Origin of the sequence: Mycobacterium asiaticum DSM 44297 (genome assembly GCF_000613245.1) — a bacterium.
In the GTDB taxonomy this organism is placed as follows: Bacteria; Actinomycetota; Actinomycetes; order Mycobacteriales; family Mycobacteriaceae; genus Mycobacterium; species Mycobacterium asiaticum.
Map to the genome: position 1 here is coordinate 130,142 of NZ_HG964937.1, position 15,771 is coordinate 145,912.

The window sequence follows — 15,771 nt, forward strand, 5'->3', positions numbered from 1 at the left end:
GCAGGCGCGGGCCAGCTCGAATCTGGAGGGAGCAGTCGATGGCGGCGATGAAGCCCCGGACCGGCGACGGTCCACTAGAAGCAACCAAGGAGGGGCGCGGCATCGTAATGCGGGTACCACTCGAAGGTGGTGGCCGCCTCGTCGTCGAGCTGACGCCCGACGAAGCCGCCGCGCTGGGCGACGAGCTCAAGGGCGTCACCAGCTAGTTCCACCCGGCCATCGGACGGCGTTACGCGCACACTTTCCGATAGATGTCCAGCGTCTGCTCGGCGATGTGCGCCCAGGAGAACTCCTCGATACAACGCTGACGTCCGGCGTGGCCGTATTGCTGTGCCCGTGCGGGATCGGCGACCAAGGCATTGACCGCCTCGGCCAGCCTGGCCTCATAGGCGTCGGGGAAGTCCGCGTCGTAGTGCACCAGTGAGCCGGTGACGCCGTCGGCGACCACCTCGGGGATGCCGCCGACGTCGGAAGCCACCACCGCCGTCGCGCAGGCCATCGCCTCAAGGTTGACGATACCCAGCGGCTCGTACACCGACGGGCATACGAATACCGTTGCGGCCGAAAGTATTTCACGCAACTTGCCGATCGGCAGCATGTCGCGCACCCAGAATACGCCGGTGCGGGTGCGCGCCAGCCCCGCCACCGCGGACCGCACCTCCTCGGCGATCTCGGGGGTGTCGGGTGCGCCCGCGCACAAGACCAGCTGGATGTCCGGACTGAAGTGGTGCGCGGCTGCCACCAGGTGGGATACGCCCTTCTGCCGGGTGATTCGCCCGACGAAGGCGACCACCGGCCGGCGCGGGTCGACGCCGAGCTCGGCCAGCACCGACCCGGTGCGAACCGGGCCGGCGGGATGCCAGACCTCGGTGTCGATGCCGTTGCGGATCACGTGCACCACATTGGGATCCAGCGTCGGATAGACGCGCAGGATGTCGTCGCGCATGCCGGAGCTCACGGCGATCACGGCGTCGGCGGCCAGCACCGCGGTGTTCTCCACCCACGAGGACACCTGGTAGCCGCCACCAAGTTGCTCCGCCTTCCACGGTCGCATCGGCTCCAGCGAGTGTGCGGTCAGCACATGCGGAATGCCGAAGAGCAACTTGGCCAGCTGCCCGGCCAGGCCGGTGTACCAGGTGTGGGAATGCACGACGGTCGCCGCGCTCGCGGCGTTGGCCATCACCAGATCCGCCGACAGCGTCGACAGTGCCGCGTTGGCGGTGCGCAGCCGAGGGTCGGGCTGGTGCGCGACAGCACCCGGGCGGTCGGCGCCCATGCAATGCACGTCGACCGCACACAGCTTGCGTAGTTGGGCTACCAGTTCGGTGACGTGTACACCGGCTCCGCCGTAGACCTCCGGAGGGTATTCCCGAGTCATCATCGCCACCCGCATACCCGCACGTTAGTTCGGCGACGATGCAGCCCGCATCGCGGGTGATCCGGGGGCTGCGGGTGGCAGCTGTTTGCGGCTGCCGATAGGTTTGACGTCATGAGGGAAGCGCCACATGTGCTGGGCATTGTCCTGGCCGGTGGCGAGGGCAAGCGGCTTTATCCGTTGACGGCCGACCGGGCCAAGCCCGCGGTTCCCTTCGGCGGCGCGTACCGGTTGATCGACTTCGTGCTGTCCAACCTCGTCAACGCCCGCTATCTGCGGATTTGTGTTCTCACCCAGTACAAGTCGCACTCGCTGGACCGCCACATCTCTCAGAACTGGCGGTTGTCAGGCCTGGCCGGTGAGTACATCACCCCGGTGCCCGCCCAGCAGCGCCTCGGCCCGCGCTGGTACACCGGTTCCGCGGACGCCATCTACCAGTCGCTCAACCTGATCTACGACGAAGACCCCGACTACATAGTGGTTTTCGGTGCCGACCACGTGTATCGGATGGATCCCGAGCAGATGGTGCGGTTCCACATCGACAGCGGCGCCGGGGCAACGGTGGCGGGAATCCGGGTGCCGCGGTCCGAGGCGACCGCCTTCGGCTGCATCGACGCCGACGAATCCGGCCGGATCCACAATTTCGTCGAGAAGCCGCTCGACCCGCCCGGGACCCCCGATGACCCCGCCGCCACCTTCGTGTCGATGGGCAACTACATCTTCACCACCAAGGTTCTGATCGACGCGATCCGTGCCGACGCAGACGACGACCACTCGGATCACGACATGGGCGGGGACATCATTCCCAGGCTCGTCGCCGATGGGATGGCCGCCGTCTACGACTTCAGTGACAACGAGGTGCCCGGCGCCACCGACCGCGACCGGGCCTACTGGCGGGACGTCGGGACCCTGGACGCGTTCTACGACGCCCACATGGACCTGGTCTCGGTGCACCCGGTGTTCAATCTGTACAACAAGCGCTGGCCGATCCGCGGGGAGTCGGAGAACCTGGCGCCGGCGAAGTTCGTCAACGGCGGTTCGGCACAGGAGTCCGTGGTGGGCGCCGGCAGCATTATTTCGGCCGCTTCGGTGCGCAATTCGGTGCTGTCATCCAACGTCGTGGTCGACGACGGCGCGATCGTGGAGGGCAGCGTGATCATGCCCGGCGCGCGGGTCGGCCGCGGTGCCGTGGTGCGGCACGCGATCTTGGACAAGAACGTCGTCGTCGGCCCGGGGGAGATGGTGGGCGTCGACCTGGAGCGGGACCGGGAGCGCTTCGCCATCAGCAGCGGCGGCGTGGTTGCGGTGGGCAAGGGCGTCTGGATCTAGCGGTCCTCCGGAGTCCTGCCCGCGAGGTCGGCGCCTCATGCCTGTTCGCGTACCTGCACGCGCTATATCTGGGGGACCAGCAGGTGCGAGTTATAGCGCCGCCCCCAGCGCAGGGTGACCAGGCCGAGCGGCGGGTCGGGGTAGGCCGCGGGGTATTGACCGATCAACGGGTTGCGCGGCCAGAGCCAGCGGCCGGCAACCACCAGGCGCAGTTGTTCGCCGGCGCGAAACAGCGTCGCCGACGGGCCCAGCGCCACGTCGACCGCGACGACCTCGCCCGGCTTGACGGGCTGTATACGATTCAGCGCCGGCACCGGATCCCATGGCTTGGACCGCTCGATGTCCAGCTCACGCAACAGGATTCGCTGCCACCCGGTGGCCACCCGGTCGCGGCCATAACCATAAGACCCTTCGAACTCGACGTACCGCCCGTTGCGCCACTTCTCCACGCCGACAAACAGATTCGCGTCCTCGCAACCGTCCAGCTGCACCCAGAGCCGGGCCGCCATGGGACCGCTCAGCTCGACATCCTCGGGCACCGTCCAGTTGAATGCCGCTGCGCGAGAATGCGTTTCGAAGGTGATGCTGCCCGCCGACCCCGGTGGGTCGGCGCCTAGCCGACCTGCCCCGGCCAGATATAGGGGCCGCCAGTGGGTGCGGGCAAGGGGCCACTCGCTCTCCTCGCGCACCGCCACAATCGTGTCGCGGTCTTCGCGCACCTCCAGCCGGACGCTGCGGCCCGCGGGCGCCCCGTTCAGCACGGCGCGGAAAAATCGCAGCTGCTCGTCCCGCGCTTCGTCCGAGTAGAACGTGGCCCACTTGCCGCCCCGATGGGTGTAGAGCCGGGCATGGCTACCGCCGCCGTCGGTGAATGCCCGGATCGAGCCGCGGCTGTGCAAGTTGTTGTCCGAGAAGCTGCCGCAGACCAGCATCGGCACCTCGATCGCCGACAGATCTGGTGCGATGGAACGCCAGAAGTCGTCGCGCAGCGGGTGTTCGGTCTGCATTTGCTCAAGGTCGTATTGCTGACGAGTGCGTCGCCGCACTCCGCGCGACCACATTCTGGTGAACCCGGATTCGCGCACGCCGCCCGGGAACGTCAGGTCCCGGTAGGCGTCGGTGAAGCCTTCCCACGGGCAGATCGCCCGCAGCGCCGGCGGCTGCAACGCCGCCACGGCGTACTGGCTGATGGCCAGATAGGACACTCCAAGCATGACGACCCGGCCGTCGCTCCACGGCTGCTCGGCCAACCACTGCACCAGGTCGTAGGTGTCCTCGGCCTCCTGCCGGGACAGCAGGTTCCCTGTTCCGTCGGAGCGGCCGCAGCCGCGGGAGTCGGCGTTGACCACGACGAAGCCGCGAGCCGTCCACCAGGCCGGATCGGGCGCCTCCCAGCTGGTGAGCGCCGAGAAGCGCACGGGCGCGGGCTGCCGCAACGCCCGGTACTGCGGGGAGAACGCCCATTTCTTGCGTCGCCGCTTCGGCAGCTCGTCTTTGCCATAGGGATGAATACTGAGGATCACCGGCAGCGCGGTGCCGCCAGATGACCGGAACACGTTGACGCGCAGCACCGTACCGTCGCGCGTCGGCACCTCGACGTCCCGCTCGACGGACAGGTCCGCCGGGGGATCCGTGACGGTGACCGGTGGTTTGGCGATCCCGCGGATTCGCTCCCGCGCATAGCTCAGGGCGCCGGGTCGACGCCACGGCCGGTCCAGGGCAGGTGACGGGTCTCGCGCCACGCCGTTACCTTAGAGCGTGGTGGCGATCACCACACGTGCGGCACCAACCGGTAGGGCACACGGTGGGTGTAGTCGCGGTAGCCGTTGAGCCCGGCAACCAGAGCACGCTCTTCGTCGAGGATGCGGAACACCAGAACCAGCACTGCGGGGACGAACACCACCAGACCCCAATAGGACCCCAGCGCCAGCGGAATCCCAAACATCAGGATCAGGTTTCCGAAATACATCGGGTGCCGCACGAAGCCGTAGAGGCCGGTCGAGACCACCGGTTGGCCGGCTTCGACCGTCACGGTCGCGGCCGCGTAGTTGTTCTGAATGATCGTCAGCATGGCGATGGACAAACCCACCGCGACCATCACATCGCCGAGCACCGTCACCGCCGCCGGTACCGCGGACCAGCCGAACCGGTGGTCGAGTGCGCTCAGCGCCATGAGGGCGAACAATGCGGCGAAAGCGCCCACGATGATGAACTTCTGAACGGTCCTGGTCTCGGCCCTCGGACCGGCGTGCATGCGGCGTTGGAGGGCGGCCGGGTTGGTCCGAGCCAGGTAAGCACTGGGTACCAGGCTGGCGACCGCGAAGATCGCCACGAAAACCCAGCCCTGCCAATACCTCAGCGTGCCGGCCGGGTAGAACACGACCATGCCGAAAAAGACCGTGCCGACCAGTCCCGACACGATTGCTTTCAAACCGATATTCATGATCGCATGTCCCTCCGACGGAAAACCTTGGCGCCCACCGTGATCAGGGCCGCGTCTAGCGCCAGTAGCCAAAGCAGTGGTACGGCGCTGAATTCACCCTCACCCACCCGCGGGGTGTGGGTGAACGGCTCCAGGTCCAGCAGCCACTGCGGTGAGCCCGACAGCGAACCGAGCAGGTACAAAGCGACGAAGCCGACCAGCACAGCCCACGCCGCCGGAGTGAGGCGCGGCGCCAGGCCGAACAGTGCGACGGTCACCGCCGCCAGCAGCCAAACCGCGGGCAGCTGCACCGCGGCGGTGCCCAGGACAGTGGGCAGTTTGCCGGCGACGTCCCCGGCTGCGGCGCCGTAGGCGAGCCCGGCGGCCAGCCCCGACAGCAGGATCGCGAACGTCGACCCTCCCAGCGCAATCACCAAATGGCTTGCCAGCAACCGGATGCGGGAAACCGTTCCCGCGAGCAGGGTTTCGGCCCGATGCTCGGCTTCTTCCTGGTGCAGCCGCAGGGACAGGGAGATCGCGAACGCGGCGGCGATCATGCCCAGCATGGTGAACCCCACCGCGATGAAGCCCTGCTCTACCGCACCCGTGCCGCCGAGGCGTGCGACGATCTCCCGCCCGGACGCGCCGCCCAGTTCATCACCGATGCCGTGCGTCACGCTGCCGATCAACAAGCCGTACAGGCTCAGGCCCACCGTCCACACCAACACCGCGCCGCGATCCAGCCGCCACGCCAGCGCGAAAACGCTGCCGAGCCAGGCTGGGGCGTTGCCACGGCCTGCGCGTTCGGCGATCAGGCCGGCCCCGACATCGCGGCCGGCGAGCAGCCAGTACGCGGCGCCGGTCAGCGCCACCGTGGTCACTGCGTGCAGTAGCAGCACCCACCAGTGATCACCCGCAAACGGGCGAACCTGCAGCGACCACCCCAGGGGCGAAAACCAGGACAATCCACCAGAACTCGCGTCACCCGCGGCCCGCAAGGTAAATGCAATGCCCAGGACAGCGAACGCCACGCCGCGCGCGACCCGGGCGCTCGGGGACAGCTGCGCAGCCACCGCCGCCACCGCCGTGAACACCAACCCGGACGCGGCCAAAGCCGCGCAAAAGGCCACGGAGCCGTCCACCGGGACGGAAGTGGCGAGCAACCCGGCGGCGCCGATGAGGCCGGTCAGCAGCGACGCTCCGAAGGACAACAACAGCGCCGCGGTGAGGCTGGCGTAACGCCCTACCGCGGTCGAGTCGATCAGTTCGGCCCGGCCGCTCTCCTCGTCGGCGCGGGTATGCCGGATGACGGTGAGAATGACCGCAACCGCGATGAGCACATGGAACATCCCGGCTTTCCAAATGCCCACGGCGCCAAGGCTGTCGTTGTAGATCTGGCCATAGAGCGCGCGCTGCGCCGGGCTGGCCATGATCGAGGTGGCGAAGCCGGCCCGGTCGGCCTGAGTGGGGTACACCTTCTCGATGCTGCCGATGTAGACACTGCCCAGCGGGACCGACAGCAGTAACACCCACAGTGGCAATGAAATCCGATCCCGGCGCAGATAGAGCCGTAGGAGACCGAGCGTGCCGACGAAATTCGAGCTGTGCTGCGGCCCGCGGTGTTGGGTGGGGCGATCCAGGACGGCGGTGCTCATCGCGTCGCCACCTGCTCGCGCGACCCGTTGGTGCTGTAGTGCCGCAAGAACAGCTCCTCGAGGGAGGGCGGTTGGCTCACCAGGCTGCGCAGGCCCGCGTCCCCGAGCACCCGGATCAATTCGCCCAGGCTTTCGCTATCGACCTGAGCGCGCACCGTTTTGCCCTCGACACTGACGTCCTCCACACCTCTGATTCGCGTGAGGTCGCCCGGATCGCCGATCATCTCGGCCTTGATCGAGGTCCTGCTGAGGTGCCGCATGGACTCCAGCGACCCGCTCTCGACCGTCCGGCCGGCAGCGATGATGGTCACGCGCTCACAGAGCGCCTCGGTCTCGGCCAGGATGTGGCTGGACAGCAGCACCGTCACGCCGCGGTCACGCGCCTCGCGGACGCATTGCTGGAAAACGTTCTCCATCAACGGGTCAAGCCCGCTGGTCGGCTCGTCGAGCAGCAGCAGTCGGGCCCGTGAGGAGAAGGCCGAGATCAACGAGACCTTCTGCCGGTTGCCTTTGGAGTAGGTCCGCACCTTCTTGTGCGGATCGAATTCGAAGCGCTCGATCAGATCCGCGCGCAGCGCTGGGTCGATGCCACCTCGCATACGGGCCAATAGGTCGATGGTCTCGCCGCCAGTCAGCGATGGCCACAACGTGACATCGCCAGGCACATAAGCGATCTCGCGGTGCAACCGAACGGCGTCGGTCCACGGGTCACCACCCAGCAGGCGCGCGGTACCGCCGTTGGCTTTCACCAAGCCCAACAGGATGCGGATGGTCGTCGATTTGCCGGCACCGTTGGGCCCCAGAAAGCCGTGCACCTCACCTTCGCGCACCGTGAGATCGAGGCCATCGAGCGCTCGCACGGATCCGAAGTTCTTGGTGAGCCCCCGAATCTCGATGGGCGCCGAGTGGTTAGCTGACATCTGCCTCTCCTTGGTTTTCTCTAGCGAGAAACGCCTCGTACATGGTGCGATCGGTCAGGAGACCCTCGGAATAGATCTCAAGGGCGGGCAGCACCATGTCACGTGCGTAGTCGCGCAGGACCGCGCGGACATCCGTCGGGGTTTCGTGCATCTGCAGATAGAGCAGGAAACCCCCACCGCCGGTGATGGCCAGGTACCGGGACCTGGCCTGCGGATCACGACTCGGTTTGATGGTGCCGGCCGCAACACCCTCCGCCATGTACTCTCCGGTGTTCTGAATCATCCTATGCCACAGCATCTTTGCCAGCTCACCGCCGGATTGCAGACTGCGGACCAGATACGCCATCAGCGGTGCGTAGGACTCGATCTCTGCCATCGCGCCCAGCCAGGTCGCCGGGTCGTTGGACTGAATGGTCTCGGACTTCTCGCTGCGGATCTTTTCGGCGATGTATTCGTCACAGACTTTGCGCAGGCCGTCCTTGGAACCGAAGTGGTGGATGACCAATGCGGCGCTCACCCCGGCCGCCTCGGCGATGGTTCGCAGCCCGACACCGAAGCCGTGTTCGCCGAATTGCTCGATCGCCGCATCACGGATCCGGGCGACCGCAGTCAAGTCGGCTGAACGCATGTTCAGTAGACTAAACGGGTGTTCAGTTCGACGTCAAGCGTTCTCCGTCAGAAAAGTCCGGCAAACGCAACGCGCTCAACTGGATGTGCGCAAAGGGCCCGCGCCGCCGCGCTTTTCGATACGTTGTGCCGGGCCAGGAGGGGCACACCAACTTTTGGGGGGCTGATGAACTTTGCCGTGCTGCCGCCGGAGATCACGTCAGCGCAGATCTTCGCCGGCGCGGGAACTGGGCCGATGCTGGCTGCCGCGGCGGCCTGGGACGGGCTGGCGGTCGAGTTGGGTTCGGCCGCGTCGTCCTTCGGCGCAGTGACGTCAGGGCTGACCGCGGCATCGTGGCAAGGTGCCGCGGCGTCGGCAATGATGGCCGCGGCGACGCCGTACACGCTGTGGCTGAGCGCGACCGCGGCGCACGCCGAGCTCGCGGCCGGGCAGGCCAAGGCGGTGGCTTCGGTGTTCGAAGCGGCGCGCGCGGCAATCGTGCATCCAGACTTTGTGTCCGCCAACCGGAGTCAGCTGCTGGCGTTGGTGCAATCGAATCTGTTCGGTTTCAACGCCCCGGCGATCGCCGCCGTCGAGGCGCTGTACGAGCAGATGTGGGCCCAGGATGTGGCGGCCATGTCCAGTTACTACGGCGGCGTCGTGGCGGCGGCCGAGCAACTGGTGCCGTTCCAGCAGGTGCTGGGGGAGCTGAACCTGGGCATTGGGAACATCGGCAGATTCAACCTCGGAAGCGGTAACACCGGCAGCTTCAACATCGGCGGCGGCAACAGCGGTGGAAGCAACTTCGGCCTGGGCAACTACGGCTCGTTCAACATCGGCGCCGGCAACGGAAACGCCGTTTTGGGGGCCGTCGGCGCACCCTATCCGGGCGCGGCTTCCTACAACTTCGGCCTGGGCAATATCGGTTCGTTCAACTTTGGCGCCGGCAACGTCGGCACCGGGAACATCGGTTTCGGCAACGGAAACCTGGCCGCCGCGGTCGCCGGCATCCCAGGGTCGTTCAACCTCGGCCTCAGCAACCTCGGCAGCAACAACACCGGCATCGGCAACGTCGGTGTCGGCAACATCGGCTTCGGCAACGTCGGCACAAACAACATCGGTATCGGGCTCACCGGCAACAACCAGATCGGCATCGGCGGGTTCAATGCCAACAACGTCGGCTGGAACGTGGGGCTGGGCAACAACGGCAGTTTCAACTTCGGACTGGCCAATACCGGTGACGGCAATTTCGGCCTCGCGAACACCGGTAACGGCAACATCGGCGTCGGGCTCACCGGCGACCATCAGATCGGCTTCGGCGGCTTCAATTCCGGCGGTGGCAACGTCGGACTATTCAACTCGGGCAATGGCAATGTCGGGCTGTTCAACTCCGGTGCCGCGAACTGGGGCCTGGGCAACACGGGCAGCCACAACGTGGGATTGGTGAATTCGGGGGTGGCCGATACCGGTATCGGCAACAGCGGCTCCACCAACACCGGTCTGTTCAACGCGGGCAGCTTCAACACCGGGTCGTTCAATGCCGGCAGCACGAACATGGGCTTGGCGAACGCCGGTAACGGCAACCTGGGCGCTTTCAACTCCGGTGGCACCTCGCTGTTCGGTCACAACGTCGGGTTCTTCAACGCCGGCAATCACAACGTGGGTTCGTTCAACGCCGGCTTCGGCAACGTGGGCTGGTCGAACACCGGCATCAGCAACACCGGCGGCTTCAACGCCGGCGGCAACGGCAGCGATCCCGTCTTCGGGCAGGGTAACGTCGGCGAGGCCGGCAACACCGGGTTCTTCAACACCGGCTTCACCAACACCGGGTTGTTCAATTCGGGCAACACCAATACCGGTCTGTGGAATGCCGGTGACGTCAACACCGGCCTCGGCGGCACCGGAAGTTACAGCGGCAATTCGGGATTCGGCAACTCAGGGACCGGCAACTCCGGGTTCTTCAACCTCGGCAACTACAGCTCCGGCCTGTACAACGCGGCTCTAGGCGGATACAGCTCGGGTTGGGGCAACGCCGGCGGGGGCGAGGACAATGTGGGCTTCTTCAACGCCAGCGACGGCGGCACCAACACCGGATTCTTCAATCGCGGGGCCGGCGGGTTGCAGGTGGGCTTCTCCAACGCCGGTGATCACGACATCGGTTTCGGAAACGTGGGCTATTACAACACCGGCTTTTTGAACTCCGGCCAGCACAGTTCGGGCGTCGGCAACACCGGCCCCGGCGCCGATTCCGGCGGGTTCAACGCGGGCGTCGGGCAATCCGGCTTCTTCAATCGCGCATAGCGTCCGCCCAGCGCCTCGACTCAGTCGCGAACCGCCGCCAGCAATCCGTCACCCAGCGGAATCAGGGCCGGCGTCAGGCGCTCGTCCTCGGCGATCAGCCGGGCCGCCTCGCGCACCGCGGCCACCTCGGCGTCGCGGGCGCCGGGGTCACCGGCGCGGCCGCCCAGGGCAGCCCGGTGTACCACGATGACCCCACCGGAGCGCAGCAGGCGCACGCCCTGCACCACATACTCAGGCTGGTCGATCGGATCGGCATCGATGAACACCAGGTCATAGGACTCGTCGGCGAGCCGGGTCAGCACTTCCTGGGCGCGACCGCTGATCAGCCTGGTGCGCGACGGCCCGATGTGGGCCTCGGCGAACACCTGCCTGGCTTGCCGGACGAATTCGGGTTCGATGTCGATGGTGGTCAGCACGCCGTCGTCGCTCATGCCGGACAGCAGCCACAGTCCGCTGACCCCCACCCCGGTGCCGACCTCCGCGACCGCCTTGCCGCCGCTGAGTTTGACCAGCATGCTCAGCAACGCGCCGACCGCGGGTGTGACGGCGCCCGCACCACTGTCTACGGCTCGTTCGCGGGCGCCGGCCAGGATCGAGTCCTCGGATATAGACGCTTCGGCGTGCGACACCAATGATTCGGCCCGGCTACGGGTCGCGTCACCTGGGGTGTTGGAGCCGGAGTCGAGGCCGGAAGTGGGGGTGCCGTCCATGTCCGCACAGTATGCCGAACGGGCTCGCTCGTCCTTCAGGCGCGCCCGGTGGAGCCGACGGCGACACGCCGGCCGGGCAAGCCCCACGGGTGCTAATTGGACAAGCGATAAGCGCTGGAAAACACAGGTAACAGTATGGTTTCTCAGCCAAAGCTCAGACTGCTCCTACCTCGCCCACACCCGGGTAGGCAACGGTGAGTGCTATGGAACGCGGCGCACTGTGGGGTGAAGACGACGGGAATGTGGAATGGCATCTCCGTGTTTCGAAAAGTGAGGAAATGCCGATCCTGGGAATCAGGAACAAGCAGAAGGAAGTGAACATCACCACCGTGAGCACCACCACCATGTCCCACCCCCAACAGGTGCGCGACGACGACTGGGCTGAGCCGGCTGACAAGCTGCTCGGGACAGCGGTTTTCGACGCGACCGGGGACAAGTCGGCTATGCCGTCCTGGGACGAATTGGTGCGCCAGCACGCCGACCGCGTCTACCGGCTGGCCTACCGGCTCTCCGGCAACCAGCACGACGCGGAGGACCTGACACAGGAGACGTTCATCCGGGTTTTCCGGTCCGTCCAGAACTACCAGCCGGGCACATTCGAGGGCTGGCTACACCGCATCACTACCAACCTGTTCCTCGACATGGTCCGCCGCCGGGCACGTATCCGGATGGAGGCGCTGCCCGACGACTACGACAGGGTCCCGGCCGACGAGCCGAACCCCGAGCAGATCTACCACGACTCCCGGCTGGGGCCGGACCTGCAGGCCGCACTTGACTCGCTGCCGCCGGAGTTCCGCGCCGCGGTCGTGCTGTGTGACATCGAGGGCCTGTCCTATGAGGAGATCGGCGCCACGCTGGGGGTCAAGCTCGGCACCGTCCGCAGCCGCATCCACCGCGGGCGTCAGGCCCTGCGGGATTACCTGGCCGCCCACCCCGAACACGGGCTGCGTCCCGATGACCGCGTGCTGAGGTCCGCCAGCTAAGCAACCTGCGTGGCCAAATAATCGAATGGCCACTGCATGGTTGCCAACTGGTCCCAAATACCGGGGTTTTGAAGGCAGAACATGGTTATCAGGCACAACGCCGCGCTACATTCGAAATATCCATGGCTCGAAAAGGCGCGAAGGGAGCTGATGATGGCCGACCGGGGGCAGGTGTTTCGGCGCGCGTTCTCCTGGCTTCCGACCCAGTTCGCCTCCCAGAGTGATGCGCCGATAGGTGCGCCGCGCCGCTTCGGGTCCACCGAGCATCTGTCCATCGAGGCCATCGCCGCTTTTGTCGACGGCGAGCTGCGGATGAATGCGCACCTGCGGGCCGCGCACCACCTGTCCTTGTGCCCCCAGTGCGCCGCCGAGGTGGAGGACCACACCCGTGCTCGCGCCGCGCTGCGCGACTCCCATCCCATCCGGATCCCCAGCTCGCTGCTCGGGTTGCTGTCCGAGATTCCGCATCACCCGCACGACGACGCGCCCTCGCTGTCGGATGCCTTTTCCGAGTCCGACGCACGTGATCAGCGGAAGCGCCGCTAGCTTGAGTTTTGCTATCCCCGGCGGCCCGGGCGCGCGCTCATGTCGACCGTCCGGGATCCGTGGATACTAGGGTGGACGAACAACCTCGTGCCGGTGTGTCGCTGGGCACATGGCCCGGTATTGGGCTCGAAATGGATCTAGAAGAGGAACCGTGACCTCCGACGAAGGCAACAACAGCGGCCAGGAAACCGAACGGCTGGCGCCGCGGCCCATTTATCGTCCGCCGGTCGATCCCGCCTCGCGGCAAGCGTTCGGGCGTCCGGCCGGACAGCAAGGCTCCTTCGTGGCCGAGCGGGTGCGGCCGCAGAAGTTCCAGGAACAGTCCGAATTTCGGCCGCACGACAAACCGGCCGACCCAGTGTTGGAGGAGGCCTTCGGCCGCCCGTTCGGTGGCACCGAGACACTGCAACGCCATCCCATTGACGCCAGCGCGCTGGCAGCCGAGAAGAACGGCGACCAGCACGACGAACCCGATGATCCGTGGCGCGACCCCGGCGCCGCCGCCGCCCTGGGCACCCCGGCGCTACCCCCGCAGGTCGGCCACGGCGAGTCGAGGCACAGCGGCAAACTCGGTGTTCGCGACGTGCTGTTCGGTGGCAAGGTCTCCTACCTGGCCTTGGCGGTGCTGCTGCTGATCGCGCTGGTCATCGGTGTGATTGGTGGAGTGATCGGCCGTAAGACCGCGGAGGTGGTGGAAGCGTTCACCACCTCGAAGGTGACGCTGTCGACCGCGGGCAACGCCGAGGAGCCGGCCGGCCGGTTTACCCGGGTCGCGGCCGCGGTAGCGGACTCGGTGGTGACCGTTGAGTCCAAGAGTGACCAGGAAGGCATGCAGGGGTCGGGCGTCATCATCGACGGCCGCGGCTACATCGTCACCAACAATCACGTGATCTCCGAAGCCGCCAACAATCCCAGCCAGTTCAAGACGACGGTGGTGTTCAACGACGGCAAGGAAGTGCCGGCCAGCTTGGTCGGTCGCGACCCGAAGACCGACCTGGCCGTACTCAAGGTCGACAACGTCAACAACTTAAGCGTGGCCCGGCTCGGTGACTCGGACAAGGTGCGGGTCGGTGACGAGGTGCTGGCTGCGGGCGCTCCGTTAGGACTGCGCAGTACGGTCACGCATGGCATCATCAGCGCGCTGCACCGGCCGGTCCCGTTGTCCGGCGAAGGGTCGGACACCGACACCGTCATCGACGCCCTGCAGACCGACGCGTCGATCAATCACGGCAACTCCGGCGGTCCGCTGATCGACATGGACTCACAGGTGATCGGCATCAACACCGCCGGCAAGTCGCTGTCCGACAGCGCCAGCGGGCTGGGTTTCGCGATCCCGGTCAACGAGATGAAGCTGGTGGCGCAGACGCTGATCAAGGACGGCAAGATCCTGCACCCGACGCTGGGCATCAGCACTCGTTCGGTGAGCAACGCGATCGCCTCTGGTGCGCAGGTGGCCAACGTGAAGGCGGGTGGGCCCGCTCAGAAGGGCGGGATCCTGGAGAACGACGTGATCGTCAAGATCGGCAACCGCAACGTCGCCGACTCCGACGAGGCGGTCGTGGCGACACGGCAGCTGACGATCGGCCAGGACGCCCCGATCGAGGTGGTCCGCGACGGTCGGCATGTGACGCTGACGGTCAAACCCGACCCCGATACGAGCCCGTGATGATCGCAAGCGCGGCGCAGCCGGGCGCGGCGGGTCATCACCATCGGACCCTGATGATCGCAAGCGCGGCGCAACCGGGCGCGGCGGGTCATCACCAGTTGACCTGATGTTCGCCAACATCGGCTGGGGGGAGATGCTCGTCCTCGTCGTGGTCGGGCTGGTAGTGCTTGGGCCGGAGCGGTTGCCCGGGGCGATTCGTTGGACGGCGGGTGCGCTGCGGCAGGCGCGCGACTACCTCAGTGGTGTGTCCAATCAGCTGCGTGAGGACATGGGCCCGGAATTCGACGACCTCCGTGGCCAGCTCGGTGAGCTGCAAAAGCTGCGGGGGATGACGCCGCGCGCGGCCCTGACCAAGCACCTGCTCGACGGGGACGACTCGATTTTCACCGGCAACTTCGACAAGCCGACCAGTAACACTCCCGCGCCCCGGCCCAGGAGCCCGCTACCGATAGCACCCCGTCCACGCCGGCCCCGCCGCCCGAACGCACGCCGTTCGACACCGACGCCACCTGAGCGCACGGCTACGCGCCGAGCGTGGGGGTTATGTACTCCTGCGGCGCACTTTTGGTACGTAGGGCTCACGCTCGGCGACCAGCGTGAGCGAGCCAGCGTGGGCGAGCCAGCGCTCGCGCGACCTAACGGCGGGTCGGGTCCAGACCGAGCGACATGCCGGCCAGACCACGACGCCGCGAGGACAGGCTGTCGGCAATGCGGGCCAGTTCCTTGCCCACGGGCGAGTCGGGGGTGCTGAGCACCACGGGTACGCCGGCGTCGCCGGCCGCCACCAGCGCGGGATCCAGCGGAATCTGACCCAACAGCGGCACATCGGCGCCAACCGCCCGGGACAGCCGCTCGGCCACCTGCCGGCCGCCGCCCTCGCCGAATACCTGGAGCGTTGTGCCGTCCGGCAGCGTGAGGCCGGACATGTTCTCCACGACGCCGACGATGCGCTGACGGGTCTGGATGGCGATGCTGCCCGCCCGCTCGGCGACCTCGGCGGCGGCCGCCTGCGGTGTCGTCACCACCAGGATCTCGGCGTTGGGAAGTAGCTGAGCCAGCGAGATCGCGACGTCACCAGTACCCGGCGGCAGGTCGAGCAGCAACACGTCCAGGTCGCCCCAATAGACGTCCGCCAGGAACTGCTGCAGCGCGCGGTGCAACATCGGTCCGCGCCACACCACCGGGGAGTTGTCCTGGGTGAACTGGGCGATCGAGATGACCTTCACGTCGTGCGCGATCGGCGGCAGGATCATCGAC

14 protein-coding genes and 1 pseudogene are annotated in these 15,771 nt (G+C 66.7%); 7 read left to right on the forward strand and 8 right to left on the reverse strand.

The annotated features are described in order from the left end of the window. Positions 1–38: 38 nt before the first annotated feature. Positions 39–206 carry a DUF3117 domain-containing protein gene (locus BN972_RS11170; protein ID WP_003406247.1) on the forward strand — a complete coding sequence of 56 codons (168 nt, stop codon included), beginning with the start codon at positions 39–41 and terminating at the stop codon, positions 204–206. 23 nt (positions 207–229) lie between these two features. Here BN972_RS11170 and glgA read toward each other — a convergent pair whose 3' ends face one another. Then, positions 230–1,393 carry a glycogen synthase gene (glgA, locus tag BN972_RS11175; protein ID WP_036357603.1) on the reverse strand — a complete coding sequence of 388 codons (1,164 nt, stop codon included), beginning with the start codon at positions 1,391–1,393 and terminating at the stop codon, positions 230–232. A gap of 96 nt (positions 1,394–1,489) precedes the next feature. Between glgA and glgC the strand changes: the two genes are divergently transcribed. Beyond that, the gene (gene glgC, locus BN972_RS11180; protein ID WP_036357605.1) at positions 1,490–2,704 is read left to right on the forward strand and encodes a glucose-1-phosphate adenylyltransferase; all 1,215 of its coding nucleotides are present in this window, start codon (positions 1,490–1,492) and stop codon (positions 2,702–2,704) included. A gap of 62 nt (positions 2,705–2,766) precedes the next feature. Here the strand turns inward: glgC and BN972_RS11185 are convergent, their stop codons facing one another. The 5 genes from BN972_RS11185 to BN972_RS11205 are packed head-to-tail and all read right to left on the reverse strand — an operon-like array spanning position 2,767 to position 8,329. Continuing rightward, the gene (locus BN972_RS11185; protein ID WP_036357608.1) at positions 2,767–4,446 is read right to left on the reverse strand and encodes a CocE/NonD family hydrolase; all 1,680 of its coding nucleotides are present in this window, start codon (positions 4,444–4,446) and stop codon (positions 2,767–2,769) included. A gap of 26 nt (positions 4,447–4,472) precedes the next feature. Beyond that, positions 4,473–5,147 (reverse strand): methyltransferase family protein, encoded by a 675-nt coding sequence (locus BN972_RS11190; protein ID WP_036357611.1) that lies wholly within the window; start codon positions 5,145–5,147, stop codon positions 4,473–4,475. Next, the gene (locus BN972_RS11195) at positions 5,144–6,781 is read right to left on the reverse strand and encodes an ABC transporter permease (RefSeq protein ID WP_036357614.1); all 1,638 of its coding nucleotides are present in this window, start codon (positions 6,779–6,781) and stop codon (positions 5,144–5,146) included. Before BN972_RS11195 ends, BN972_RS11190 begins: the two co-directional genes overlap by 4 nt. Continuing rightward, positions 6,778–7,701 (reverse strand): ABC transporter ATP-binding protein, encoded by a 924-nt coding sequence (locus BN972_RS11200; RefSeq protein ID WP_036357617.1) that lies wholly within the window; start codon positions 7,699–7,701, stop codon positions 6,778–6,780. The genes BN972_RS11195 and BN972_RS11200 overlap by 4 nt, the downstream gene beginning before the upstream one ends. After that, positions 7,691–8,329 (reverse strand): TetR/AcrR family transcriptional regulator, encoded by a 639-nt coding sequence (locus tag BN972_RS11205; protein WP_036357620.1) that lies wholly within the window; start codon positions 8,327–8,329, stop codon positions 7,691–7,693. The genes BN972_RS11200 and BN972_RS11205 overlap by 11 nt, the downstream gene beginning before the upstream one ends. A 165-nt stretch (positions 8,330–8,494) precedes the next feature. Between BN972_RS11205 and BN972_RS11210 the strand changes: the two genes are divergently transcribed. After that, complete coding sequence (locus BN972_RS11210) at positions 8,495–10,609, forward strand: PPE family protein (RefSeq protein WP_036357622.1); 2,115 nt, start codon at positions 8,495–8,497, stop codon at positions 10,607–10,609. Between the two features lie 20 nt (positions 10,610–10,629). On the opposite strand, the gene BN972_RS11215 is transcribed toward BN972_RS11210, so the two are convergent. After that, entirely contained in the window at positions 10,630–11,319 is a 690-nt protein-coding gene (locus BN972_RS11215; RefSeq protein ID WP_036357625.1) for an O-methyltransferase, read from the reverse strand. Positions 11,320–11,522: 203 nt separating this feature from the next. Here BN972_RS11215 and sigE point away from each other — a divergent pair, with 203 nt between their 5' ends. From sigE to tatB, 4 genes and pseudogenes are all read left to right on the forward strand, one after another. Next, complete coding sequence (gene sigE, locus BN972_RS11220) at positions 11,523–12,302, forward strand: RNA polymerase sigma factor SigE (RefSeq protein WP_036357627.1); 780 nt, start codon at positions 11,523–11,525, stop codon at positions 12,300–12,302. Positions 12,303–12,455: 153 nt separating this feature from the next. Then, entirely contained in the window at positions 12,456–12,848 is a 393-nt protein-coding gene (gene rseA, locus BN972_RS11225) for an anti-sigma E factor RseA (protein WP_080696927.1), read from the forward strand. A 151-nt stretch (positions 12,849–12,999) separates the two neighbouring features. Then, positions 13,000–14,514 carry a serine protease HtrA gene (gene htrA, locus BN972_RS11230; protein ID WP_036357634.1) on the forward strand — a complete coding sequence of 505 codons (1,515 nt, stop codon included), beginning with the start codon at positions 13,000–13,002 and terminating at the stop codon, positions 14,512–14,514. A gap of 106 nt (positions 14,515–14,620) precedes the next feature. Further along, positions 14,621–15,027 (forward strand): annotated as a pseudogene (tatB, locus tag BN972_RS28220) (Sec-independent protein translocase protein TatB). 122 nt (positions 15,028–15,149) lie between these two features. On the opposite strand, the gene BN972_RS11240 reads toward tatB, so the two are convergent. Beyond that, a partial coding sequence (locus BN972_RS11240) for a P-loop NTPase (protein WP_036357641.1) occupies positions 15,150–15,771 on the reverse strand: 622 nt, incomplete at its 5' end.

Excerpts from the sequence above, each read along its gene's own strand:
- BN972_RS11200 (WP_036357617.1), bottom strand. The coding sequence starts at position 7,701 with ATGTCAGCTAACCACTCGGCGCCCATCGAGATTCGGGGGCTCACCAAG.
- glgA (WP_036357603.1), bottom strand. The coding sequence starts at position 1,393 with ATGCGGGTGGCGATGATGACTCGGGAATACCCTCCGGAGGTCTACGGC.
- BN972_RS11190 (WP_036357611.1), bottom strand. The coding sequence starts at position 5,147 with ATGAATATCGGTTTGAAAGCAATCGTGTCGGGACTGGTCGGCACGGTC.
- rseA (WP_080696927.1), top strand. The coding sequence starts at position 12,456 with ATGGCCGACCGGGGGCAGGTGTTTCGGCGCGCGTTCTCCTGGCTTCCG.
- BN972_RS11205 (WP_036357620.1), bottom strand. The coding sequence starts at position 8,329 with ATGCGTTCAGCCGACTTGACTGCGGTCGCCCGGATCCGTGATGCGGCG.
- BN972_RS11170 (WP_003406247.1), top strand. The coding sequence starts at position 39 with ATGGCGGCGATGAAGCCCCGGACCGGCGACGGTCCACTAGAAGCAACC.
- sigE (WP_036357627.1), top strand. The coding sequence starts at position 11,523 with ATGGAACGCGGCGCACTGTGGGGTGAAGACGACGGGAATGTGGAATGG.
- glgC (WP_036357605.1), top strand. The coding sequence starts at position 1,490 with ATGAGGGAAGCGCCACATGTGCTGGGCATTGTCCTGGCCGGTGGCGAG.
- BN972_RS11215 (WP_036357625.1), bottom strand. The coding sequence starts at position 11,319 with ATGGACGGCACCCCCACTTCCGGCCTCGACTCCGGCTCCAACACCCCA.
- BN972_RS11195 (WP_036357614.1), bottom strand. The coding sequence starts at position 6,781 with ATGAGCACCGCCGTCCTGGATCGCCCCACCCAACACCGCGGGCCGCAG.
- BN972_RS11210 (WP_036357622.1), top strand. The coding sequence starts at position 8,495 with ATGAACTTTGCCGTGCTGCCGCCGGAGATCACGTCAGCGCAGATCTTC.